This window comes from Nocardia sp. NPDC049935 (assembly GCF_055586645.1).
In genome coordinates this window covers 160,166-182,213 of the sequence record NZ_JBVJHV010000010.1, presented here as the reverse complement: position 1 = coordinate 182,213, position 22,048 = coordinate 160,166, and the positions used below count along the sequence as shown (strand labels likewise).

The window sequence follows — 22,048 nt, the reverse complement described above, 5'->3', positions numbered from 1 at the left end:
CGCTGCCGTCTCCGTCACGCCACGAACTTCACGTCGGAGGCGGTCAGGGTGCCGTCGTCGGCCCGTGACACGGTCACCCGGAAGCGGTAGAACCGCTGCTGCTGGTCCTGGGCTCCCGCATTGGTGAGGGTCTGCTTCGCAGCGATCAGGACCACCGCGGAGTTCTCGTCGTCGCGCTCCACGGCGGATTCCACGACCTCGCCGGTGGAGACGACCTTGGCCTGTTTGACGATCTCGGTGAACGGATCCACCCGGCCGTCGAACTCGGTCTTGAACTCGCCGGAGGCCATGGTGAGGATCCGGTCGATATCCTCTTTGGCGGTATCGGCGCGGATGGTGGTCAGGTTGAGGATCGTCTGGCGCGCGGTGGCGACATATTCGGCCCGCCGCTCGTCACGCTGCTGGGTGGACTGCACGGCGACGGTCGAGACGACCGCGGCGCCGACCAGGCCGATCACCAGCACGGCTGCGGCGGCCAGCGCCACGATCCGCTTCCAGGACCGGCCGGATTCCGGCGTGCCCGCCGAATCCGCGTCGTCGGATCCCGTCTCGGTGTCCGCGGTGGGGGTCTCGGAGGCCGCTTTTCCGGCGGTCTTGTCCAGCGCGACGGTGGGCTCGGCGGACTCACCGGCGGTACCGGCGGCCACCGCGACCCGTTCGGTCGGCGCGTCGAGTTTCGCGGTGTCCGCCCCGGACGTGGCGGTGGACTCCGTCGTCTCGGCGCCGGACTTCCCGGCCGCGGTGTCCGTTTCGACCTTTTCCGTGACGTTTTCGGCCCGGCCGGATGCGGCGTCCACCGTCGCGGCGGCATCCTCCGTCGCGGCGCCGGCCTTCTCGGGCGTGGCGGGGGCGGCGCCCTCGGCCGGCGGACCCGCGGTCCGGCTCGACTTACGGCGGGTGCGGCGGGGGTCCTTGGTCTCGCTCATCGTTGCTGCTCCTCGAACATTGCCTGCCAATCCGCGGGTACGGTGCCCGATCCGCCGGGCGAGATATCGCCCTGACGGTAGCTGCGCCCGTCGGTTCCGGTATAGACCCCGGTGGCCGGATCGTAGGAGAGAGCGGCGGCGGGGGTGCTTGCGCCCGAGAAACTAGCAGGTGCCGGGGGTACTCCCGCAACCCCCGGGCCCGTGTCGGGCGCGGAGGCCGGAGCCACTCCGGGCGCCGGCGGTTCGGTCGGGGCCACCGGCTGCGGGGGTCCGAACGGCGGATTCGTGCCCAGCGGAACGTATCCCGTGCGGCACAGCTCCGGCGACGGGGCCCGGCGGCCGGGGTATTCCATACACGGAGTGTTGCGGATACCGCGTACAGCGGTCTTGTCGTCCTGCGGGACCTTGCAGTACAGGCCTTCGGGCGTGGGGACGGTATCGGTCTCGCTCGGGCTGCGCCGCTGATCCGGCGGCAGGAAGCCGGTGGTGCACGGCGGCGGGTCGTTGAGCACGGTCATGAAGTCGACCATCGCGCCGTATTCCATGGGCCCGCGCACCGCGGTGAGCAGGGCGGCGATCAGCGGCGGATAGACGACCAGGATCTGTTCCAGACCGGCGTGGTAGGTGACCCCCACCTGGCCGAGGCTCACCAGGTTGTTCAGCAGCAGCGGCAGGGTCGGCCGCAGATCGGAGAACTGCTGGTTCACCCGTTCCAGGGCGGCGGGACCGTTGGCGAGGATATTGCGCAATGCCGGATCGTGGGCCCGCAGGGTGTCGGTGACAGTGGCCAGGTCCCGGGTCCAGGAGCGGATCGCGGCGTCGGAGTTCACCTGGGTGTCCAGCAGCGGGCCGATCTGCTCGATCAGCTGCTTGGTCGGTCCGACGTTGTCGTTGGCCTCCTGCACCAGCAGAGCGGCGGAGTCGATGAACCGCTGCAGATCCGGCCCGGCCCCGTTGAACGCCCGGAACGCCTCGTCGATGACCTGCCGCAGCCGGGTGTCGGCGATACTGGCCAGCAGCCGGTCGGCCTGATCCAGCAGGGCGCCCACATCCTGGGGCAGTTCGGTGCGGTCGACCGGGATCACGCTGCCGTCGTACAGATTCCCGTCTCCGGGATCCGGCGGCGGGACCAGGTCCACGTACTGTTCGCCGATCGCCGACACACTGCGCACCAGCGCGGAGGAATCGGCGGGGATCTTGTAATCGCTGTCGACCGAGAGTTTCGCCTCGACCCCGCCGGGTGTGAGCCGGACCTCGCGCACCACACCGACATTCGTGCCGCGGAAGGCGACATTGGCGTTCTGGTAGAGCCCACCGGTGGCGGCCAGTTCGACGGTGACGTCGTAGCGGCCGATACCGAGCATCGCGGGCACACCGATGTAGGTGCCGCCCATGACGGTCAGCCCGACCACCGTGAGGATCGCGAAGATCGTCAGCTGGATCCGGACGAATCGGGTGAGTTTCACGGGCCCACGCCCCCTTGCGGCTGCTGCGCGGGCAACGGCACCGTCAACCCGGGGATAGCGGGCAGGCCGGGGATCGGCGGCAGCCCGGGAATGGTCGGTTGCGGCTGGTCGCTGGGGGTACCGGGCGGCGGGGCCAGCGGGGTGGCCAGCGGATTGCCCTGTTCGCCGGCGGGTCCGGCGACCTGGCCCAGGGCGACCTCGACACCGCCGAACATACCGCCGAGCCCGGTTCCGGTGAGGAAGTTGGAGTCCAGCCGCTTACCGGTCATATCGACGGTCATGAACAGGTTCAGGTAGTCGCCCTTGATCGCCCTGTCGAGGTTCTTGAGCGGGAACGGGAACGACGCGATGATCTTCAGCGATTCGGTGAGGTCGGCGCCGGTATCGGCCAGGGTCTGCAGCACCGGGGCCAGATTGGCCAGGTTCGCTTTCAGATTGTCGCCGCTGGTGGCGATCAGCCGGTTCACCACATCGCTGAGCTCACCCAGTTTGGTGATCGTGGTGGTGATGTTCTGGCGCCGGTCGGCGAGCACGGTGAGCGCGGGATGGATATCCTCGACGGCCCGTTCCACCACATCGGTCTGCTCGACGAATTGGCCGCTGAGCCGGTCCAATCCGCTCATGGCGTCGATGATGTCGTCCCGCTGGGCGTTGAGGTTGGAGATCAGATCGTTCATCTGCGGGATGAGATCGCGGACCTCGTCCTCGTTGCCGACCAGCGCCGCGTTGAGTTCGCGGGTGATGTTCTCCAGCTGCGAGATCCCCCCGCCGTTGAGCACGACCGACAGCGAGGACAGCACCTGTTCTGTGGTCGGGTACACCCCGGCCCGGTCCAGCGGGATCACGTCCCCGGCCGCCAGGCGGCCCTGGGGCGCCACATCGGTGGGCGGAGCGAGTTCCACGTGGTTACTGCCGAGCAGGCTGGTCTGGCCGATCTTGGCGGTGGCGTTGGCGGGCAGCACCACACCGGGGTTGAGCGAGACCGTGACCAGCGCGTGCCAGTCCTCGACCTCGATATCGGTGACCGAACCGACCGCCACGTCGTCCACCCGCACCGGTGAATTCCGGGTCAGGGTGGTGACATTCGGCATCTGGATCTCGACCTCGTAGGAGCCCTCGCCGGTGCCCTCGGTACCCGGCATGGGCAGCGAGTTCAACCCGTCGTACTGACATCCGGTGACCGGCAGCGCGAGCGCCAGCCCGACGACCACCGCCCCGGCCCGGCGCCGGGCCGCCGGCAGCTTCGGCGCGCGCATCATCGTCCTCCTCCGGGCAGGCCGGGAATCGGGGGCAGACCGGGGATCGCCAGCCCGGCGACCCCGGCCGGAACCGTGACCGGCGCCGGTTCGGGCGCGGCCGGCGGGCCCACCTTCTGCGGATCCACCCGGCCGGCCAGCGACGGGTCGGTGTATTCCAGCTGATTCGGGAACGCGGTGACACCGGTCGCCGGGTTGGTCATGATCGGCAGGTAGTTCATGGCCAGCGAACTGAGTACCGGGGCGAGATATTCGGCGCACAGATCGGCGCTGGTATCGGATTCGTGCTGTTCCAGCGCGCGGACCGAACCGCACAGGAAGCTCACCGGGTCGGCGAAGTTGTTCAGCGAGATCGCGCCCGTGAGCGTGCCCTGGGCGGGTTTGTAGATCTGGTAGAAGTTCACCAGCGCGGTCGGGCCGGAATGCAGCGCCTGCTCCAGCTCCGGGCGTTTGTCCACCAGGATCTGGGTGACATCGGCGAGCCGCTGCACACCCTCGGTGAGTTCACCGCCGCTGCCGTCCAGGAACCGCTGCACATCACCGAGCGCGAGGTCCAGGTTGTCCAGGCCCGCGCCGAGGTCCTGGGACACCCCGGCCAGAACCGACGACACCGACGACAACCGGCCGCCGAACTCCACGATCTGATCGTTGCTCTTGGACAGCACGTCCACGAACTTCTGCAGATTGCGGATGGTGCCGAACAGATCGGTGCGGCCGTCGGACAGCGTGGTCAGGGTGGCGGAGAGTTCGTGCAGGGTGCTGCGGAACGCGTCGCCGTTACCGTCGAGGTTGTCCGCGGCGGTATCGACGAACCGCCCGAACGACCCCTGCGGATCGTCGCCGACCGGCCCCAGCGCGGTGGACAGTTTGTTCAGCTCGGTTTTGATGTCGTCCCATTCGACCGGTACCGCGGTGCGCTCGACCGGGATCACCGCACCGTCGCCCAGGGTGTCGCCGCCGGTGTAGGCGGGCGCGATCTGGATGAACCGCGCCGAGACCAGCGAGGGCGCGATGATGACCGCCCGCGCGTCGGCGGGCAGATCCACCCCGCCGTCGACCGACATCTTCACCTCGACCTGGTCCTTGCCCGGTTCGATGGTGTCGATCTTGCCGATGGGCACGCCCAGCACCCGCACATCGTCACCCGGGTAGAGGCCGCTGGTGGAGGTGAAATAGGCGGTGATCTCGTTCTTGGTGATCCGCTGGAACGCGGTGTATCCGCCGAAGGCGACCAGCGCCACCACCAGAACACCGGCGACGATCGCCACCCACTTACCGGGGATGGCGCGAAGCTTGTCCTTCATCGCGGCGGCTCCTCTGCGGACGGACCGATCTTGGGACCGGGCTCGAACATGTAGGCGCGCAGCGATTCCGGCAGATGCTGCGGCCAGACCAGCGCGTCGACCAGCGGATGCAGGGTCTCACTGCTGGCGTTGACGACGTAGGCGTTGAAGTAGGGCCCGCTGCCGACCTGTTCGCCGAGCGCCGCGGAGAAGGGGCCGAGGCCGTCGAGCGCGCCGTTGATGTTGTCCCGGTTACGTTGCAGCAGGTCCAGGACCGAATTGAGTTTGTCCAGCGCCGGCTGCAGTTGCGCCTCGTTGTCGTGCACCAGGCCCGACAACTGCTGGGCGAGCGCGTTGACGTAGACGATCATCTGGCTGATCGCGGTGCGCCGCCGATCCAGTTCGCCGAGCAGCTGGTTACCGTCCACCAGCAGCCCGTTGATGGCGTCGGCGCGATCGGCCAGGATCTTGGTGACGTTCTGGGCGCGGGTCAGCAGATCCTGCAGCGCCTGGTCGCGGGCGTTGATGGTGCGCGACAGCGCGGTCACGCCGTCGAGCGCCGAACGCAACGGCGCGGGGGTGTCGGCGAAGGCGGCCGAGAGCGCGTCCAGGGTCTGGTCGACCTTCTGCAGATCCAGATCCTGCACCGTTCCGGCCAGATCGCCGAGCGCCTCGTTCAGCGAATACGGCGAGGTGGTGCGGTCGAGCGGAATGGTGTCGGAGACGGTCAGCTCGCCGTCACCGGCCGGACCCACCGACAACGATTTACGGCCGAGCACGGTGTTGGTCTTGATGGCGGCGGTCGTCTTGTCGCCGAGCACGATCGATTCGGTGAGGCTGAACCGGACCAGCACCTGCGCGCCGTCCAGGCTCACATCCTCGACCTTGCCCGAACGTACCCCGGCGACCTCGACATCGTCGCCGGTCACCAGCCCGCCCGCATCGGCGAAGTACGCCGTGAACACGGCCCCGCCGCGGATGAACGGCAACCGCTCGAACTGCAGCGCCGACAGCGCCACCGCCACGGCGAGCACCAGCCCGACGACGCCGATGGTCACCGCGCGCGATTCTTCCTTCATTCGCTGGCACACCTTCCGGTCGTCTGCTCACCGGGCAGTTCGAGCAGCAGCGGTTTCCCGTCCGGACCGTCGACCAGGAAGTTGGTCCGGCAGACGTACAGCTGCAGGAACGAACCGTAGGAACCGATGCGGATCAGCTTGCGATAGGTGGCCGGCAGTTTGTCCAGCACCCACTGCACGGTGTCCGAACCGTTGTCGAGATTGGTGGCCAGCCGGCCGGTCTGGGCGATGGTCGCGGCCAGGTCCGGTCGCGCCTGGGCGAGCAGATCGGTGGTCGCCTTGGTGGCGTCGGCGATCCGGGGCAGGGCGTCGCCGATCGGGTCGCGGTCGGCGGCCAGCCCGCTCACCAGCCGGTGCAGTTCGTCGATCGTCGTAGCGAACTGGTCGCCGCGATCGTCGATGGTTTTCAGCACCGCGTTCAGGTTGTCGATCACGCTGCCGATGAGGGCGTCGCGGTCGGCCAGGGTCTTGGTGAACGATCCGCTGCTGTTGAGCAGTTCGACCAGCGTGCCACCCTGGCCCTGGAAGATCTGCAGCAGCGCGTTGGTCAGATCGTTGACCTGCGCGGGGTCCAGACCGCGCAGCAGCGGTTTGAAACCGCCCAGCAGCATGTCCAGATCCAGCGCGGGTGCGGTGCGGTCCAGGCCGATGGTGCCGCCCTTGCCCATGGTGGTGGCCTCGCCGGGACCCTCCATGAGTTCCAGGTAGCGGTCACCGACCAGGTTCTCGTACCGGATGGTGGCCCGGGTGCTGGTGAGCAGCGAGTACTTCGTGTCGACGTCGAATTCGACGTGGGCGTGGTACTCGTCGTCGACCTTCACCGACGACACCGAGCCGACGGGTACGCCCGCGATCCGCACCTTGTCGCCGGGCAGCATGCCCGACGCCGTGGTGAAGACCGCGTTGTAGCCGGTCTCGCTGGAGAAACGCATCTGCGAGAACACGACGGCGAGGCCGGCGAAGACCAGGGTCATCACCAGTGTGAAGATCGCGAGCTTGACGGTGGTCGCGGTGTTTTTCATGGCTGTCCCACCCCCGGGAGTCCGGCGAACAGCACCTGGAAGACCTTGGGCGCGTTCAGGTTCAGCTTGGTGGACGGGATGTACGGATGTCCTTCGGAGGTATCGGTGACCACATAGCTGGAATGACTGTCGGGCACACGGTCGAGGATCCCACCGCACCGCGGACCACCGGTGGCATTCACCTTCGGCAGGTCGTTCGGGAAGGTGTAGGGCGGGATCGCGTACATGAAGCCGGTGTTCAGGGCCACGCCCTCCTGTCCGCCGCCGAATACCGACTCACCGAACGGCAACGCCTTGGCGGAGCCGCTCACGAGGCAGAACAGCGCGTCCCGGTAGCTGTTGAGCAGTTCGCTGGTGGGACGGAGCAGATCCAGCGCGGTGCCGATCTGGGCTTCGTTCTCCCGCAGCGTCGCACCGGTGGTGTCGGCGAGACCGGTCAGGTTGGCCAGCAGCGAATCGACCTCGGATTCGGATTCGGCGACCGTCCGGCTGCTGACGGCCGCACCGTCGAGGGTGCGCAGCAGGTCGCCGGAGACGTCGGCGTACAGGTTGGTCACCGTCGCCGTGGTGTCGAGGTCGCGCTGCAGGGTGGGCATCGACGGGTTGATCTCCCGCAGCAGCGCGTCGCTGTTGGCCAGCAACTGCCCGAGAGTTTCGCCGCGTCCCTGCAGGGCGGTACCGAGCGCCGTCAGGGTGGCGTTCAGTTTCTCCGGCTCCACCTGGGCCAGCACATCGGTGAGGTGCTGGAACATGGTGTTGAATTCCACGGTCACCCGGTCGGCCGTCAGGCGCGCGCCCGGCTGCAGCGACTGCTGCTCCGGCTCCTGCGGCAGCACGAAGTTGATGTATTTGGCGCCGAACACCGTGGTCGAGCGAATATCGACGGTGACATTGGCCGGCACCAGATCGAGCTTGTCGGGGTCCAGCGCGAGCCGCAGGTCGGTGCCGCTCTCGGTGCGCTGCAATGCGGCGACCCGTCCGATCTGGACGCCGCGCACCTTGACCTTGGCGTCGGGATCGAGCACCAGACCACTGCGCGGGGCGCTGACCGTCACGGTGACGCTGGGTGTGAACCCGCCGAAGAAGAAGGTCAGCGAAACCGTCACCGCGGCGACCACACCCAGGACCATCGCGGCGCCGGCGAGTTTGAGCCCGGCGGTGCGCTGGAACGCGACCCAGCGGCTCACCGGACGCGGTGGCGCCAGGGGCTCTCCGGTACCGCGGGACGACCCACCCGCGGTCCCGGCCGGCGCCCCGGCGCGTGTACCTCTCATCATCTCGGTCATCGGCGCCTATCCGGAAAGGTTGAAGTTGCCGGAGGTGCCGTAGACGGCCAGCGAGACCAGCAGGGTCACGGTGACCACCGCGACCAGCGAGCTGCGCACCGCGTTACCCACGGCCACGCCGACCCCGACGGGGCCGCCGGCCGCGGTGTAGCCGTAATACGTATGGATCATCATCACCGCCAACGCCATCAATATGGCCTGGGCGAACGACCACAGAATGTCGCTCGGAATAAGGAATGTGGAGAAGTAGTGGTCGTAGACACCGGCCGACTGCCCGTAGATCACCACGGTCGCGAAACGGCTGGCGACGAAGGAGGCGATCACCGCCAAGGCGTACAGCGGCACGATCGCGATCATGCCGGCGAGCACCCGGGTACCGACCAGATAGGGAATGGGCCGGATGGCCATGACTTCCAGGGCGTCGATCTCCTCGGCCACCCGCATGGCGCCCAGCTGCGCGGTCGACCCCGCCCCGATGGTGGCGGCCAGGCCGATCCCGGAGATCACCGGTGCCGCGATACGGACATTGAGGAACGCGGCGAAGAAGCCGGTCAGCGCCTCGACACCGATATTGCCGAGCGAGCTGTAGCCCTGCACGGCGATGGTGCCGCCGGAGAACAGGGTCAGGAAGCCCACGATCACCACAGTGCCGCCGATCACCGCGAGCGCGCCGGTGCCCATGCTGATCTCGGCGATGAGCCGGATCGTCTCGGTGCGGTAGTGCACGATCGCGCGCGGCATCGAGCCGATCGCCTTGCCGTAGAAAACGGCCTGTTTGCCGAGATCGTCGAGAGCGTTGGACCAGCGGCGGAAGCGACGTGCGACTTTGGGGAAGCGGGACTGCAGGATCACCGAGGCCGACATATCACCGCACCGCGAATTTGAGGCCGACGGCGGTGACCACGACATTCACCACGAACAGCGCCATGAAGGCGAAAACCACCGTCTGGTTCACCGCGTCACCGACACTTTTGGGACCACCTTTGACGTTCAAACCCAGATAACAGGCGACCATTCCGGCGATGAGACCGAACAGGCCCGCCTTGACCGCGGAGATGAGCAGTTCGGGCAGATGGGTCAGCAGCGTGATGCCGTTGACGAAGGCGCCCGGGTTGACATCCTGCAGATACACCGAGAACAGGAACCCGCCGACGATGCCGATGGTGCACACCAGGCTGTTCAGCAACAGCGCGACGAACATCGACGCCAGCACGCGCGGAACCACCAGCCGGTGGATGGGGTCGATACCGAGCACCTTCATGGCGTCGATCTCTTCCCTGATGGTGCGGGCGCCGAGGTCCGCGCAGATGGCGGTGGCGCCGGCGCCGGCCACGATGAGCACGGTGACGATGGGCCCCACCTGGGTCACCGCACCGAAGGCGGCACCCGCGCCGCTGAGGTCGGCGGCGCCGATCTCGCGCAGCAGGATGTTCAGGGTGAAGCTCACCAGCACGGTGAAAGGTATCGCCACCAGCAGTGTCGGAATGATGGACACCCGCGCGACGAACCAGGACTGGTCGATGAACTCGCGCATCTGGAAGGGCCGGCGCAGGCTGGCCCGGGCCACCGAGGCGGCGAGTTCGAAGAATCCGCCGACGGCCCGCAATGGGACGGCAAGGACCTCGTTCACTATGGATCCTCCTTGCCTAACTGCTGGTCCCGCTGGCGGCAGGCCGGGGCAAACCCGGCGCTACGCCCCGCTAAGTAGAACACGTTCATTTCCTATATGGGGCCATTTTGAGGCTTGTGAACTGGAAACTTGTCGCAATCCCAGACAGCGAGATTGGAACAGGATTCATACGTCTTGAGCATCATTGTGTGAGGCCGGGCACAGTTCCGACCACTTGTTTACCAATGACTGGACGGTTGTTCAACTCGCCACGGCCGAGTCCCGGGACAATATCCCGGCACCCGCCCGCGGCGGACCCGATCAACCCAACTCGTGCAGTGCCGTCGCAGAGAAGGTACGACCTTCTTCGCGCCCGGCGAAGTAGCCGCTCAGTGTGGTGGCCAGATCGTCATCAGACCATTGCGAACCCGCAGCGTCGAAGCGCTGCTCGACCTCGGGCGAGGCCATCAGCGCGACCATCGGCCCGTAGACCACGAAGACCTGCCCGTTCACCCGCTCGGCGGCCGGGGAGGCCAGATAGGCGACCAGTCGCGCCACATGCTCGGGCGACAGCGGATCGACCTCGCCCTCGGGGGCCGCGCTGAAGACCTGCTCGGTCATCGCGGTCCGCGCCCGCGGGCAGATGGCGTTCGCGCGGACCCCGAAGCGATTCAGCGCCCGGGAGGCCGACAGCGTCAGCGCCGTGATTCCGGCCTTCGCGGCCGCGTAGTTGGCCTGCCCCTCCGGCCCCAGCAACCCGGCTTCGGAAGAGGTGTTGACAATCCGTCCGTAGACCGGCGCGCCGGCTTCCTTGGACTTGGCGCGCCAATAGGAACCCGCATTGCGGGTCAGCAGGAAGTGGCCGCGCAGATGGACGGCGAGAACCGCGTCCCAGTCCTCGTCGGCCATATTGAAGAGCATCTTGTCGCGGGTGATCCCCGCGTTGTTGACCACGATGTCCAGGCTGCCGAACGCCTCGGTAGCGGCGGTGACCAGCGCGTCCGCGGTGGACCGCTCGGCGACGCTGCCGGCGACGAACTCCGCCTTCGCCCCGAGGGCGCGGATCTGCTCCAGCGTCTCGGTCACGGCGTCGGATTCGGCGAGATCGTTGATCACCACCGAGGCGCCGGCGGAGGCCAGCGCGAGCGCTTCGGCCTTGCCGAGGCCCGCACCCGCTCCGGTCACGATCGCAACCCGCCCGGCAAGGCTGTTATCTGTATCGCTCACCGGGCCGACTCTAGAACGTGTTCTTATTCACGGCAAGAGCCGATTCACAGCAACTTCAATGCCGCTTTCGGACATTGGGCGACCGCCTCGGCAACCTGCGACTCCTGATCGGGCGCGACCTCGCCCTCGGCGACGTGCAACATATCCTCGTCATCGAGTTCAAACACGTCGGGAGCGATTCCCGCACAGATTCCGTTCGCTTCGCACTGGTCGAAGTCAACACTGACCTTCATGGAAACTCCTTTTCCCGCCCGTTACCGCAAGCCTAACAAGCGGCGGCCGCCGGGACTGGCTACATGGGCTGATTACCCTTCAATACTGGAACATGTTTCAGTGCATATGCAATGATCGGAGCAAGGTATCGGAGATCCTTTCCGCGCTCCCGGTGGGTGAGCGCGGCGCGATCCCACGTCCAGGCCCCTCTCAAACCCGAAGAACGAAGGCTCGAGGTACCGCTATGCGCATCGCGTATACCCCGGAACATGAAAAGCTACGCGCCGAGTTGCGCGAATACTTCGCGCGGCTGATCACCCCCGAACGGCGGGCGGCGCTCAGCTCCCAGACCGGCGAGTACGGCGAGGGCAACGTATACCGCGAGGTCGTGGCGGAGATGGGTCGCGACGGCTGGCTGGCGCTGGGCTGGCCCGAGGAGTTCGGCGGCCAGAACCGGCCCATGCTGGACCAGCTGATCTTCACCGACGAGGCCGCCATCGCCGGCGCCCCGGTGCCCTTCCTGACCATCAACTCGGTGGCGCCGACGATCATGCACTACGGCAGCGAGGAGCAGAAGAAATTCTTCCTGCCCAAGATCGCCGCCGGTGATCTGCACTTCGCCATCGGCTACTCCGAACCCGGCGCCGGCACCGACCTCGCGAGCCTGCGCACCACCGCGGTCCGCGACGGCGACGACTACGTGATCAACGGCCAGAAGATGTGGACCAGCCTCATCGCCTACGCCGATTACATCTGGCTGGCGGTGCGCACCGACCCCACCGCCAAGAAGCACAAGGGCATCAGCATGCTCATCGTGCCCACCACCGCCGAGGGCTTCTCCTGGACCCCCGTGCACACCATGGCCGGACCCGATACCAGCGCCACCTACTACCAGGACGTACGCGTCCCGGTGACCTCCCTGGTGGGCCCGGAGAACGGCGGCTGGCCGCTGGTCACCAACCAGCTCAACCACGAGCGGGTCGCCCTGACCTCGGCCGCCGCGCTGCAACTCGCGCTGGCACAGACCACGGCCTGGGCCAAGGAGACCAAGGCGGCCGACGGCTCCCGCGTCTTCGACCGCGAATGGGTCCAGCTGAACCTGGCCCGGGTGCACGCCAAGGTCGAATACCTGAAGTTGATGAACTGGGAGATCGCCAGCCGGGTCGATGCCGGTGGCGACGCCGCCCCGCGCCCGTGGGACGCCTCGGCCTGCAAGGTCTACGGCACCGAACTGTCCACCGAGGCCTACCGCCTGCTCATGGAGGTCCTCGGACCCCAGGCCTCGCTGCGGCAGGACTCCCCCGGCTCGGTGCTGCGCGGCCGGCTCGAGCGGATGCACCGCGCCGCCCTGATCCTGACCTTCGGCGGCGGCACCAACGAGGTGCAGCGCGACATCATCGCCATGACCGCCCTGAAGCAGCCCGCCTCCGGCCGCTGACCCGCCCGACTCCACGAGGTACTCACCATGGATTTCACTCCCACCGAAGCCCAGTCGGATCTGGCCCGCCTCACCGGCGAGGTCTGCGAGAAACTGGTCACCGCCGATCGCCTGCGCGAATTGGACGGCGGCACCGCCAAGTTCGACGAACCGCTGTGGAAATCGCTCGCCGAGACCGGTGTGCTGGCGGCCGCGCTGCCCGAAGAAATCGGCGGCAGCGGGTTCGGCTCGCTCGAACAAACCGCGATTCTGCGCGAACTCGGCAAGGCCGTCGCGTCCGTCCCCTACCTCTGGTCGGTCGTTCTCGGCGCGGGCTCGCTGGCCGAGTTCGGTTCCGCGGACCAGAAGAAACTCGCCGGCGAAGCCGCCGCGGGAACCGCGATCCTGACGGTCGCGCTGGCCGAGGAACACAACTGGGAACCGGCCCGCCCCACCACCACCGCCACCGAGTCCGGCGGCGGCTGGCGGGTGACGGGCGCCAAGACCACGGTCCCGGTCGCCGATCGCGCGGCGCGGATTCTGGTGCCCGCCTCGGTTTCCGGAGTCGCGGCCGTCTTCCTGGTCGACCCTTCCGCCGAATCCGTCACTGTGACCGCCCAGCAGGTGACCGACCGCGGCGCCGAATCGCTGGTCGAGTTCACCGATGCCCCGGCCGAACTCGTGGGCACCGTGGACGACGGCGCCCGGATCCTGGACTGGCTGCTCGACCGCGCCTGGCTGGGTCTGGCCGCCACCCAGCTCGGCACCCTCGAACGCTCCCTGGAACTGGTCTCCGGCTACGGCCGCGAGCGTGAACAGTTCGGTCGCGCGGTCGGCAGTTTCCAGGCCGTCGCCCAGCGCCTCGCCGACAGCTATATCGCCATCCAGGGCCTGCGGCTGACCGTCACCCAGGCGGCCTGGCAGCTCTCGCAAGACCTGGACGCGACGGGCGCGGTGCACACGGCGAAGTTCTGGGCCGCCGAGGCGGGCCACCAGGTCGCCCACACCCTGGTCCACGTACACGGCGGCGTCGGCATCGACCGCGACCACATCGTGCACAACTACTTCACCGCCGCCACCCGCAACGAGTTCGCCCTGGGCGGAGCCACCAACCATCTGCTCCCCCTGGCCCAGTTCGTCCCGGAATCGGCCTGATTCCGTATCCAGCCGAGCGGTAGCACCGCGCGTAGTATTACGTGGTACACGTATTACGTATGACAGGAGCGCGCGGTGATACTCAACAGCAAGGGCCAGGTCACCATCCCCGCCGCGTTACGGGCGAAGTTCAACCTCCGCGAGGGGGATGATGTCGAGGTGGTCGAGGTCGACGGTGCGCTGCGCATCGTCCGGCAAGCAGACGCCCCCACCCACGGGCGGCGGCTGGTCGATCGGATGCGCGGTACCGCCGACAGCAAAGCCGTCGAGGGTATGAGCACCGACGAGATCATGGAACTCCTCCGTGGCGACTAACGTGCGCCCGATCGGCGGGCCGACGACACTGGTCGACTCCTGCGTGCTGCTCGATGTCCTGACCGATGATCCGAAGTGGGCCCAGTGGTCGGCCGACCGGCTCAGCGAAGCGGTCGACTTCGGCCGCGTGGTGATAAATCCGATCGTCTATGCGGAAGTTTCGGTCGGCTACGAGACAGTAGAAATGTTGGACAGTGTGCTTCCCGCCGACGACTTCATCCGGGAACCACTCCCGTTCCGGGCCGGTTTCCTGGCAGGTAAGGCGTATCAACGCTATCGCAGAAACGATGGCACGAAGCGCTCCCCGATGCCCGACTTCTACATCGGCGCACACGCCGCGGTGGCCGGTTACCGGCTACTCACCCGCGACGAGCAGCGTTTCAGGGGCTACTTCCCGACAGTGGACCTGATTGTCCCGGCCCACTGATACGGACAGGTGCTCCCTGCGCTACTGTTCGAATCTCGTCAGCTGCTCGGCGATCTTCGCCAGATCGAGTTCGCCTTGCGCCGTCGCCAATACGAACTCCTCAGCAGCGTCCACGTCGAAACCGGTAGCCAGCGAGTGGCCGTTTATCTGCAGAAAAACCCAGGTGGCGTACCAGGCGAGCCGCTTGTTCCCGTCGATCATCGCGTGATTGCGCGCGATGGACTCCATGAGCGCGGCCGCCTTCTGCCATAGATCTGGATAAGCATCCTGTCCGAAGACACTGGCACGAGGGCGGGCGAGCGCCGATTCCAGCAACCCGTAATCCCGTACTTCGGGGGTACCCAAACGCTCCGCGAGATTCATCAACTCGACCAGCGTCAGGTATTTCATCAGGCAAGTCTCCGGTTGAGCTCCGCACTGACCGACAGGACATGATCGGCGGCTTCGTTGAACAGCCGTGAATGCTCGTTGATCGCGGTGATCACCGCATCGTGCGCGAACTGCTGCATGCTTCGCCCCTCCCGTTCGGCTCGCTGCCGCAAAGCCTCCAGCTCCTCATCGGTAAATCTGACGTTCAAACCGGCCATACCGAACGGTACCACGCGGTACCACCCACTGACGGAGCCGATACAGCGGGCCGCACCGCGGCGGACCGGCCAGGGCTTCCCCCACGCCCGGCACTTCGCAGAATCACACACCGATGAGCAGACAGGTCGAGGGCCGCCTCGACCACGCGGCGGCCCTCGACAGCTCCGTTCTAGGAAGCGTTGCCCGCCGACCCGTGCTCGTCGGCGTCGCGCTCCTCGGTCTGCGCCTTGGCCCACTTGTAGTCGGGCTTACCGGCCGGCGACCGCTTGATCTCGTCGACGAACCACAGGCTGCGCGGCATCTTGTAAGAGGAGATCTCCTGGGTCAGCACCGGGCGCAGCTCCTCCAGGGTGGGGCGCTTGCCGCCGCGACACTGCACCACGGCCGCCACCCGCTGACCCCAGCGCTCGTCCGGGACACCGACCACCAGCGCGTCGAAGATCTCGGGGTGGCATTTCAGCGCGCCCTCGACCTCTTCGGGGTAGATCTTCTCGCCACCGCTGTTGATGCTGACCGAACCGCGGCCGAGCATGGTGACGGTGCCGTCCTCCTCGACCCGGGCCCAGTCGCCGGGGATCGAGTAGCGGACGCCGTTGTACTCCTTGAACGTGGCCGCGGTCTTCACCGGGTCGTTGTAGTACCCGATCGGGATATGCCCCTTACGCGCCAGCACACCGGTCTGGCCGGAACCGGGGACGACCGGCGTGCCGTCCTCGTCGATGACCGCGGTGGAGGCGTCGATCTTCACCCGCGGACCGCCGGTGTGCGTCGCACCCTTGGCGGCGATGGAGATACCACCGAAACCGGTCTCCGAGGAGCCGATCGAATCGGTGATCACCGTATTCGGGAGGAGGTCGATGTACTCATCCTTGAGCGCGGGCGAGAACAGCGCCGCACTGCTGGCCATCGCCCACAGACTCGTGTGCTGGTAGGCCGCACCGGTTTCCGGATGACCCGCCTTCAGCGCGTCCAGCATCGGACGGGCCATGGCGTCACCGGTGATGAAGATCATGTTGATGCCGTGCGCGTCCACCGCCTGCCAGACGGTGTGCGCGTCGAACTCCGGGATCATGATGGTCTTGCCGCCGTCGAACAGGCCGTGGAAGACCGCGGTCTGCGAACCGCCGTGGATCAGCGGGGGGATCGGGTAGCGCACCATCTGACCACCCGCGGCGCCGGTCTTGGCCTGCTGCCATTCGTCCTGCACGTACTCGCCGGTCATGAAGTTGATACCGCCGCCGAGTACCCGCCACCAGTCCTCGTGCCGCCACATGACGCCCTTGGGCATACCGGTGGTGCCGCCGGTGTAGATCATGAAGATGTCGTCGTTGGAGCGATCCCCGAAATCGCGTTCGCCCGACGATTCGGCCAGCGCCGCTTCGAAATCCACCGCGTCGGCGGGAGTCGCCGCGTCGGTGCCGTCGTCGACGATCAGGACCGCTTTCAGATGTGGGACCTTCGGCCGGACATTCACCACCTTGTCGGTGTAGCGCCGCTCGTGAATGAGCGCGACCATGTCCGAATTCTCGAAGATGTACTGCAACTCGTTCTCGACATAGCGGAAGTTGACGTTGACCATCACCGCCCGCGCTTTGAACACCGCCAGCATCGATGTCACTGCCTCGATGGTGTTGCGCGAGTAGATACCGACCTTGTCACCCGGCTGGACACCGTGTTCCAGCAGGTAGTGCGCAAGCCGGTTCGCCCTGTCCTCCAGTTGGGCGAAGGTCACCGAGCGGTGGTCGTCAGCCAGCGCAACCCGGTCCGGCACAAGATCGATGGTGTGTTCGACGAGGTCGGCTATGTTGTACGTCACAAGGTCAAAAATAGAACGTGTTACTGTTTCTGGCAAGGGTCCGAGTAACAGGAGAAACAGCGATGCCTCAATGCCTCGTCGAGAAGCGCGGCCATGTCCTCATCGTCACCATGAACCGCCCCGAGGCGCGCAACGCGCTCTCGACCGAGATGATGGCGATCATGCGCGACGCCTGGGATCAGGTCGACAGCGATCCGGATATCCGGGTCGCCATCCTGACCGGCGCGGGCGGGGCCTTCTGCGCGGGCGCCGACCTCAAGGGTATGACGCAACAGCACCCCGGTGACTCGTTTTCCGGCGGCGGCTGGGATCTCTCGAAGATCGAGGCACTGCTGAAGGGCCGGCGGCTCACCAAACCGCTCATCGCCGCGGTCGAGGGCGCGGCCATCGCCGGCGGCACCGAGATCCTGCAGGGCACCGATATCCGCGTGGCCGGTGAAAGCGCGAAGTTCGGCGTCTCCGAGGCGCGCTGGGGCCTGTTCCCGCTGGGCGGCTCCGCGGTCCGGCTGGTCCGCCAGGTCCCCTACACCGTCGCCGCCGATATCCTGCTGACCGGCCGCCACCTCAGCGCCGCCGAAGCCAAGGACATCGGCCTGATCGGCCATGTGGTGCCCGACGGCCAGGCGCTCGACAAGGCTCTCGAACTGGCCGACCTGATCGCGGCCAACGGCCCGCTCGCCGTCCAGGCGATCCTGCAGACCATTCGCGAGAGCGAATGCATTCCCGAGGAAGAGGCGTTCCAGATCGACGCCAAACTCGGTATGGCGGTCTTCCAGTCCGCGGATGCCAAGGAGGGCCCGAAGGCGTTCAAGGAGAAGCGCAAGCCGAACTTCAGCGGTAAATAGGGCTTCACTCCCGGACGCGTGCCCGGCCGGACTCCGCCCCGGCACCGGATCACGCGGCCCGGCAACCGAACGCCCCGGCCGACAGTGTCGGCCGGGGCGTTCGGTTGCCGGTCAGGCGCCGGGGTAGTCCATGTAGAAGGGCTCCCACTGGTGGCCGTCGGGGTCGAGGAACGTGCGGCCGTGCATACCGACCTGCGCCTCCTGCGCCTGTTTATCGGCATTGACCTCTTCGGTACCGCCCGCGGCCACCGCGGCCCCGGTCAGCCGGTCGACCTCCTCGGCGCTCCCCAGCGACAGCGCGTAGGCCGCGCCGGTGGCCGCCGCCGTATCGGCGATCGGCCGGCGGCTGAACATCGTGAAGTGCTCGTGGGTGAGCAGCATCAGGCAGATGTTGTCGTCGACGACGATGCAGGCGGCGTTGTCGTCGGTGAAATCGTCGTTGACCTTCCAGCCCAGCGCCTCGTAGAAGCTCTTCGAACGGCCCAGATCGGTAACGGGCAGATTTACGAAGATCATCTTGCTGCTCATGGTTTCGGTCCTCTCGGGAAGGTGGTCTGTGTTCGCCGGCCGCATAGTTGGAGACGCGGCCCGGTACCGGAACTAATCGGCGGCCGGTGGAGAATTCTCTCCCCACCTGCCGCCGCCCGCGTCCGATGGCCGCCGAGACCGTTGATACGCCCATGATCACCCTCGCGAACTGCGCGTTTCATCCCCTGTTCAGATGTCGGTGGGCTATGCCAGCATGGCACCCATGAGCGAGCAGACCGGCACGGTCGATGCCGATGTCCTGAGATCCTTCGAGGCGCACAGACGCGAACTCTGCGCCTACGCCTACCGCATGCTGGGGTCGTCCTTCGAAGCCGAGGACGCCGTCCAGGACGCGTTCACCCGCGCCTGGAAGTCCTACGATTCCTTCGAGGGCCGGGCCAGCCTGCGGTCCTGGCTCTACAAGATCACCACCAATATCTGCCTCGATATGCTCGACGGCCCGCAACGCCGGGCCCGGCCGATGGACCTGTCGAGTCCCTCGACACCGGATAAGCCGCTCGGCCCGCCGCAACCGGACTACGTCTGGGTGGAACCCATCCCCAACTCGCTCGCCTTCGGTTCCGACCCCGCCGACCACGTCTCCGCCAAGGACAGCCTGCGCCTCGCCTTCGTCGCCGCCTGCCAGCATCTGCCCGCCACCCAGCGCGCCATCCTCATCATGCGCGAGGTGCTGCGGTTCTCCGCCAACGAAACGGCCGAGGCGCTCACCATGAGCACCGCGTCGGTGAACAGCGCCCTGCAGCGCGCCCGCGCCACCATGAGCAAAGTGCAGCCCGCCGATACCGACAGCTACGACGAAACCGATTCCGACCAGCGCAAACTCATCAACGATTTCGTCACCGCGTTCGAGGCCTACGATATGGACGCCCTCACCACGCTGCTGAAAACCGATGTGGCGCTGTCCATGCCGCCCTTCGATCTCTGGATCTCCGGCCCGGAGAACGTCGCCGCCTTCATGCTCGGCACCGGCGCCGCCTGCCGCGGCTCGCGGATGGTCCCGCTGGCCGGCGCCAACGGCCACCCCGCCTTCGGCCACTACAAGCCCAGCGGCGAACCGGGTCGCTGGGTGCCGTGGTCGATCACCGTGCTGGAAATGCGCGACGGCGAAATCGCCGGCCTCAACTTCTTCCTCGACACCGAACGCCTCTTCCCCCTGTTCGACCTGCCACCGGAGTGGACGGACGAACCGGCCTGAAACCGTCCGGGTCGGCGGCAGGTACCGCCGACCCGGCACAGGCCCCGACACCGGACTCGATATCGGCCGTGTTCAGCGACGCCTGGCGCTACGGGTGCATTTGCCGAGGGAGGTCTTCGGCGCGGTAGCGGCAGCCGGTCACGCCATCGACCGTGGCGGCCAGCCGGGTGCCTATACGGATTTCGTTGCCATGGTCGGGCGAATGCAGTGTGATGTCGTGGTTGCCCGGCTTATCGACCAAGACGGTGACCACTGTCATGCCGTGTGCTGCGGCGATCTCTCGGACCCTGCCTACGACACGAGGCCATGCCGTGTCACTGATCGGTACCGAAGAGTAGAAGGTATCGGTGGTCATCGTTACACCGTCCGTCTTCAGGTAGGGGCCGGTGCAACCCCCTTGCGCACGGTCTTTCTTCATTTCCCACACCAGCTCAGGGGCGATGGTCGTGGCGGCGTCGGCGACCTGCCGGACGACGCCGACATGTTGCTGGTAGGTGTCCTCCAGGGAAGGTAGCTTCCGCATCTCGGCTTCGGCGTGGGCAATTTCTTCGGGAGTGAGTGTGTCCGTGTTGTCCACACTGGAGGCGCACCCGGCGAGTATCAAGGCGATCGCGGGCACGGCCAGCGCGCGCACGAATGACCGTGTCATATCAGCGCACCGCCAGGTGTGGCAGTCCGGCGATGATCACGGCCATGTTGTATCCGGCAGTGCGGAGTTCGCCGTTCGCACTGGAGCGGGGGTACTCGCTGTGGCCGTTGGAATCCTCGCGGCGGACGCCGTCTTCGGTGGTGGCCTCCAGTACGGAGAGCTGCTCCAAACTCGTGGTCACCGGGTCGGGGCCGAACACACCGAAGCCGTCGCCGAAAACGATGGGATCATCGTGTGCGCGCATCACGTAGCCACGTCCCTGCGGCAACCCCAGGTCCGGCTCGTCGTCGGCACTGATGCCCGGCGAGCCGTAGAAGACCGCGTCGTCCACCACTCCGGCCTCACCGGATTGCTGCAATGCCAGCGCGGTCGTATAGGAACCGTAGGAGTGGCCGAGAGCCGTGATATGCGGATCATCCTGGTTCGATGCCGCGTCCAGGCCGGCGAGGAACCCGGCCAGCTTCGGCGCACCCGCCTCGGCGCGGGCGGAGTTCGCCGCGTCGGGTCCGATTTCGGGCGGCGGCTCGTAACCGAGCCACGCGATTGCCGCCACTTGCTCATCGGGCCGGCCTGCGCGGTCCAGTTGCTTCTCGGCTTCTTTCTGCAATGTCCATGCCTCGCCGGCCATACCGTCCAGCGACTGCATCGTGGTCGAAACACCGGGCGTGGTCACCGAGATATGCTCCGCATTGTCGGGGTCACCGATCGCGATCGCCGCCATTCCTTTGTCTCCTGATTGCATATCCAGCAGTAACAGGCGAGCTCCGGCATTCGGGTTGTCCGGGTCCAGCGGGTACTTCTGCAGCGTATCTTCGAGCGCGTCGAGGTCCTTCAGCTTCGCTTCGACCTGGGCGAGATCGGCTTCGTATGACGGGTTCTCGACGAACGATTCGTCCACTTCCCGCTGCAGCCGATCACGCTCGAGTGTCAACCGCGCACGTTCGTCGTCGATGCGGTTGACATTGGCCTCGTGACGGGCCGAGGACGGTATGCCGTCGGTATTGCCGATCCATTCCGGATGTTGCTCGATGACCTCGCGGCGCTGCTGGTCGCTCAGCGCGTTCCAGTACGCGTTGTTCTGTTCCGGTGTCGCGTTCTCCGGCCGAGCGAGGGCGGTCAAACCGCCCTGGGTCGCGCCGGTGGCGGCGGCCGTCGCGGTATCGATGGCGCCCTTGTCGTCGATTGCCCCGTCCGCGGCCTTGTTCAGTACCGCGGCGGCATCGGCGATGATGTCATCGGCCTGGCGCATCACAGCACGGGCCGCATCGATCAGTTCCAGCCGCAACGGTTCCACCGTCGCGGCATCCGGCGCGCCGGGTTTGTCCGCGATGGTGACGTGGCCGGCGTCCCAGACCTCCAGCCCGTTCTCGGCCGCCCTGCGGTCGATCGTGGCGAGGGTGGCCTTCAGATGTTTCACGGCTGCCCGGGTCTGTGTGGTCAGCGTCCGCACCGCGCCCAACGCCGCGGCCTCATCGGTCAGCTGGTTGGAAGCGTCGGTGAACCGCCGTTGAGCCGCGTCCGCGGCATCGCCGCTCCAGCCGGGAAGATTTCTGAGATCGGCGAATTGTTTACCGACATCGTCGATGGTGGTGATGCGGCGCGACAGTGAGGTCTCCAGCATCTCGAGTGCGAGCTCGTTCCACCATCGGATGTCGGGCAACAACATGATCTCGTCCCCCCGGAAGTTCGCGCCATCTGTTGTTACGGTACCAATGCCGCTCTTTC

23 protein-coding genes are annotated in these 22,048 nt (G+C 66.8%); 6 read left to right on the top strand and 17 right to left on the bottom strand.

Annotated elements, in window-relative coordinates; genetic code table 11:
- Window positions 1-14: 14 nt before the first annotated feature.
- From ACZ6SF_RS30640 to ACZ6SF_RS30590, 11 genes are all read right to left on the bottom strand, one after another.
- Window positions 15-926, bottom strand: coding sequence for a hypothetical protein (locus ACZ6SF_RS30640; RefSeq protein WP_466066842.1), 912 nt, complete (start codon window positions 924-926; stop codon window positions 15-17).
- Complete coding sequence (locus tag ACZ6SF_RS30635; RefSeq protein ID WP_466066840.1) at window positions 923-2,392, bottom strand: MCE family protein; 1,470 nt, start codon at window positions 2,390-2,392, stop codon at window positions 923-925. The genes ACZ6SF_RS30640 and ACZ6SF_RS30635 overlap by 4 nt, the downstream gene beginning before the upstream one ends.
- Window positions 2,389-3,648 carry an MCE family protein gene (locus ACZ6SF_RS30630; RefSeq protein ID WP_466066839.1) on the bottom strand — a complete coding sequence of 420 codons (1,260 nt, stop codon included), beginning with the start codon at window positions 3,646-3,648 and terminating at the stop codon, window positions 2,389-2,391. The genes ACZ6SF_RS30635 and ACZ6SF_RS30630 overlap by 4 nt, the downstream gene beginning before the upstream one ends.
- Window positions 3,648-4,952, bottom strand: a complete 1,305-nt coding sequence (locus tag ACZ6SF_RS30625; protein WP_466066837.1) for an MCE family protein — start codon at window positions 4,950-4,952, stop codon at window positions 3,648-3,650. The genes ACZ6SF_RS30630 and ACZ6SF_RS30625 overlap by 1 nt, the downstream gene beginning before the upstream one ends.
- Window positions 4,949-6,010: an MCE family protein gene (locus ACZ6SF_RS30620; RefSeq protein WP_466066835.1), complete on the bottom strand. Its 1,062-nt coding sequence runs from the start codon at window positions 6,008-6,010 to the stop codon at window positions 4,949-4,951. Before ACZ6SF_RS30620 ends, ACZ6SF_RS30625 begins: the two co-directional genes overlap by 4 nt.
- Window positions 6,007-7,032 carry an MCE family protein gene (locus ACZ6SF_RS30615; RefSeq protein ID WP_466066834.1) on the bottom strand — a complete coding sequence of 342 codons (1,026 nt, stop codon included), beginning with the start codon at window positions 7,030-7,032 and terminating at the stop codon, window positions 6,007-6,009. Before ACZ6SF_RS30615 ends, ACZ6SF_RS30620 begins: the two co-directional genes overlap by 4 nt.
- Entirely contained in the window at window positions 7,029-8,219 is a 1,191-nt protein-coding gene (locus ACZ6SF_RS30610) for an MCE family protein (RefSeq protein WP_466066832.1), read from the bottom strand. The genes ACZ6SF_RS30615 and ACZ6SF_RS30610 overlap by 4 nt, the downstream gene beginning before the upstream one ends.
- Window positions 8,220-8,324: 105 nt before the next feature.
- Window positions 8,325-9,182 carry an MlaE family ABC transporter permease gene (locus ACZ6SF_RS30605; protein WP_449995904.1) on the bottom strand — a complete coding sequence of 286 codons (858 nt, stop codon included), beginning with the start codon at window positions 9,180-9,182 and terminating at the stop codon, window positions 8,325-8,327.
- 1 nt (window position 9,183) lies between these two features.
- Window positions 9,184-9,948 (bottom strand): MlaE family ABC transporter permease, encoded by a 765-nt coding sequence (locus tag ACZ6SF_RS30600; protein WP_466066830.1) that lies wholly within the window; start codon window positions 9,946-9,948, stop codon window positions 9,184-9,186.
- 300 nt (window positions 9,949-10,248) lie between these two features.
- Window positions 10,249-11,154 (bottom strand): 3-oxoacyl-ACP reductase, encoded by a 906-nt coding sequence (locus tag ACZ6SF_RS30595; RefSeq protein WP_466066829.1) that lies wholly within the window; start codon window positions 11,152-11,154, stop codon window positions 10,249-10,251.
- Window positions 11,155-11,198: 44 nt separating this feature from the next.
- Window positions 11,199-11,387, bottom strand: coding sequence for a ferredoxin (locus ACZ6SF_RS30590; protein WP_357426290.1), 189 nt, complete (start codon window positions 11,385-11,387; stop codon window positions 11,199-11,201).
- A gap of 224 nt (window positions 11,388-11,611) precedes the next feature.
- On the opposite strand from ACZ6SF_RS30590, the gene ACZ6SF_RS30585 reads away from it, so the two are divergent.
- The 4 genes from ACZ6SF_RS30585 (at window position 11,612) to ACZ6SF_RS30570 (ending at window position 14,681) form a co-directional block, all read left to right on the top strand.
- Complete coding sequence (locus tag ACZ6SF_RS30585) at window positions 11,612-12,805, top strand: acyl-CoA dehydrogenase family protein (RefSeq protein ID WP_466066826.1); 1,194 nt, start codon at window positions 11,612-11,614, stop codon at window positions 12,803-12,805.
- A 27-nt stretch (window positions 12,806-12,832) separates the two neighbouring features.
- Window positions 12,833-13,939, top strand: coding sequence for an acyl-CoA dehydrogenase family protein (locus ACZ6SF_RS30580; RefSeq protein ID WP_466066824.1), 1,107 nt, complete (start codon window positions 12,833-12,835; stop codon window positions 13,937-13,939).
- 75 nt (window positions 13,940-14,014) lie between these two features.
- Complete coding sequence (locus tag ACZ6SF_RS30575) at window positions 14,015-14,254, top strand: AbrB/MazE/SpoVT family DNA-binding domain-containing protein (protein ID WP_466066822.1); 240 nt, start codon at window positions 14,015-14,017, stop codon at window positions 14,252-14,254.
- Window positions 14,244-14,681, top strand: a complete 438-nt coding sequence (locus ACZ6SF_RS30570; RefSeq protein WP_466066820.1) for a type II toxin-antitoxin system VapC family toxin — start codon at window positions 14,244-14,246, stop codon at window positions 14,679-14,681. The genes ACZ6SF_RS30575 and ACZ6SF_RS30570 overlap by 11 nt, the downstream gene beginning before the upstream one ends.
- A gap of 21 nt (window positions 14,682-14,702) precedes the next feature.
- On the opposite strand, the gene ACZ6SF_RS30565 is transcribed toward ACZ6SF_RS30570, so the two are convergent.
- The 3 genes from ACZ6SF_RS30565 to ACZ6SF_RS30555 all read right to left on the bottom strand — a co-directional run bounded on the left by ACZ6SF_RS30565 (window position 14,703) and on the right by ACZ6SF_RS30555 (window position 17,085).
- Entirely contained in the window at window positions 14,703-15,071 is a 369-nt protein-coding gene (locus ACZ6SF_RS30565) for a type II toxin-antitoxin system death-on-curing family toxin (protein ID WP_466066819.1), read from the bottom strand.
- A complete protein-coding gene (locus tag ACZ6SF_RS30560) occupies window positions 15,071-15,268 on the bottom strand; it encodes a plasmid mobilization protein (protein WP_466066817.1) in 198 nt (65 codons plus the stop codon). The genes ACZ6SF_RS30565 and ACZ6SF_RS30560 overlap by 1 nt, the downstream gene beginning before the upstream one ends.
- 170 nt (window positions 15,269-15,438) lie before the next feature.
- Window positions 15,439-17,085: an acyl-CoA synthetase gene (locus ACZ6SF_RS30555; RefSeq protein ID WP_466066815.1), complete on the bottom strand. Its 1,647-nt coding sequence runs from the start codon at window positions 17,083-17,085 to the stop codon at window positions 15,439-15,441.
- 62 nt (window positions 17,086-17,147) lie between these two features.
- Here ACZ6SF_RS30555 and ACZ6SF_RS30550 point away from each other — a divergent pair, with 62 nt between their 5' ends.
- Window positions 17,148-17,930 carry a crotonase/enoyl-CoA hydratase family protein gene (locus tag ACZ6SF_RS30550; RefSeq protein ID WP_466066814.1) on the top strand — a complete coding sequence of 261 codons (783 nt, stop codon included), beginning with the start codon at window positions 17,148-17,150 and terminating at the stop codon, window positions 17,928-17,930.
- Window positions 17,931-18,041: 111 nt separating this feature from the next.
- Here the strand turns inward: ACZ6SF_RS30550 and ACZ6SF_RS30545 are convergent, their stop codons facing one another.
- On the bottom strand, window positions 18,042-18,458 hold the full coding sequence (locus ACZ6SF_RS30545) for a VOC family protein (protein WP_466066813.1): 417 nt from the start codon (window positions 18,456-18,458) through the stop codon (window positions 18,042-18,044).
- Window positions 18,459-18,651: 193 nt separating this feature from the next.
- Between ACZ6SF_RS30545 and ACZ6SF_RS30540 the strand changes: the two genes are divergently transcribed.
- Window positions 18,652-19,674 (top strand): sigma-70 family RNA polymerase sigma factor, encoded by a 1,023-nt coding sequence (locus ACZ6SF_RS30540; RefSeq protein ID WP_466066811.1) that lies wholly within the window; start codon window positions 18,652-18,654, stop codon window positions 19,672-19,674.
- 88 nt (window positions 19,675-19,762) lie between these two features.
- Here ACZ6SF_RS30540 and ACZ6SF_RS30535 read toward each other — a convergent pair whose 3' ends face one another.
- Window positions 19,763-20,323 (bottom strand): LppA family lipoprotein, encoded by a 561-nt coding sequence (locus ACZ6SF_RS30535; RefSeq protein WP_466066809.1) that lies wholly within the window; start codon window positions 20,321-20,323, stop codon window positions 19,763-19,765.
- A gap of 1 nt (window position 20,324) precedes the next feature.
- Window positions 20,325-21,989, bottom strand: a complete 1,665-nt coding sequence (locus ACZ6SF_RS30530) for an alpha/beta hydrolase (protein WP_466066807.1) — start codon at window positions 21,987-21,989, stop codon at window positions 20,325-20,327.
- Between the last annotated feature and the right edge of the window lie 59 nt (window positions 21,990-22,048).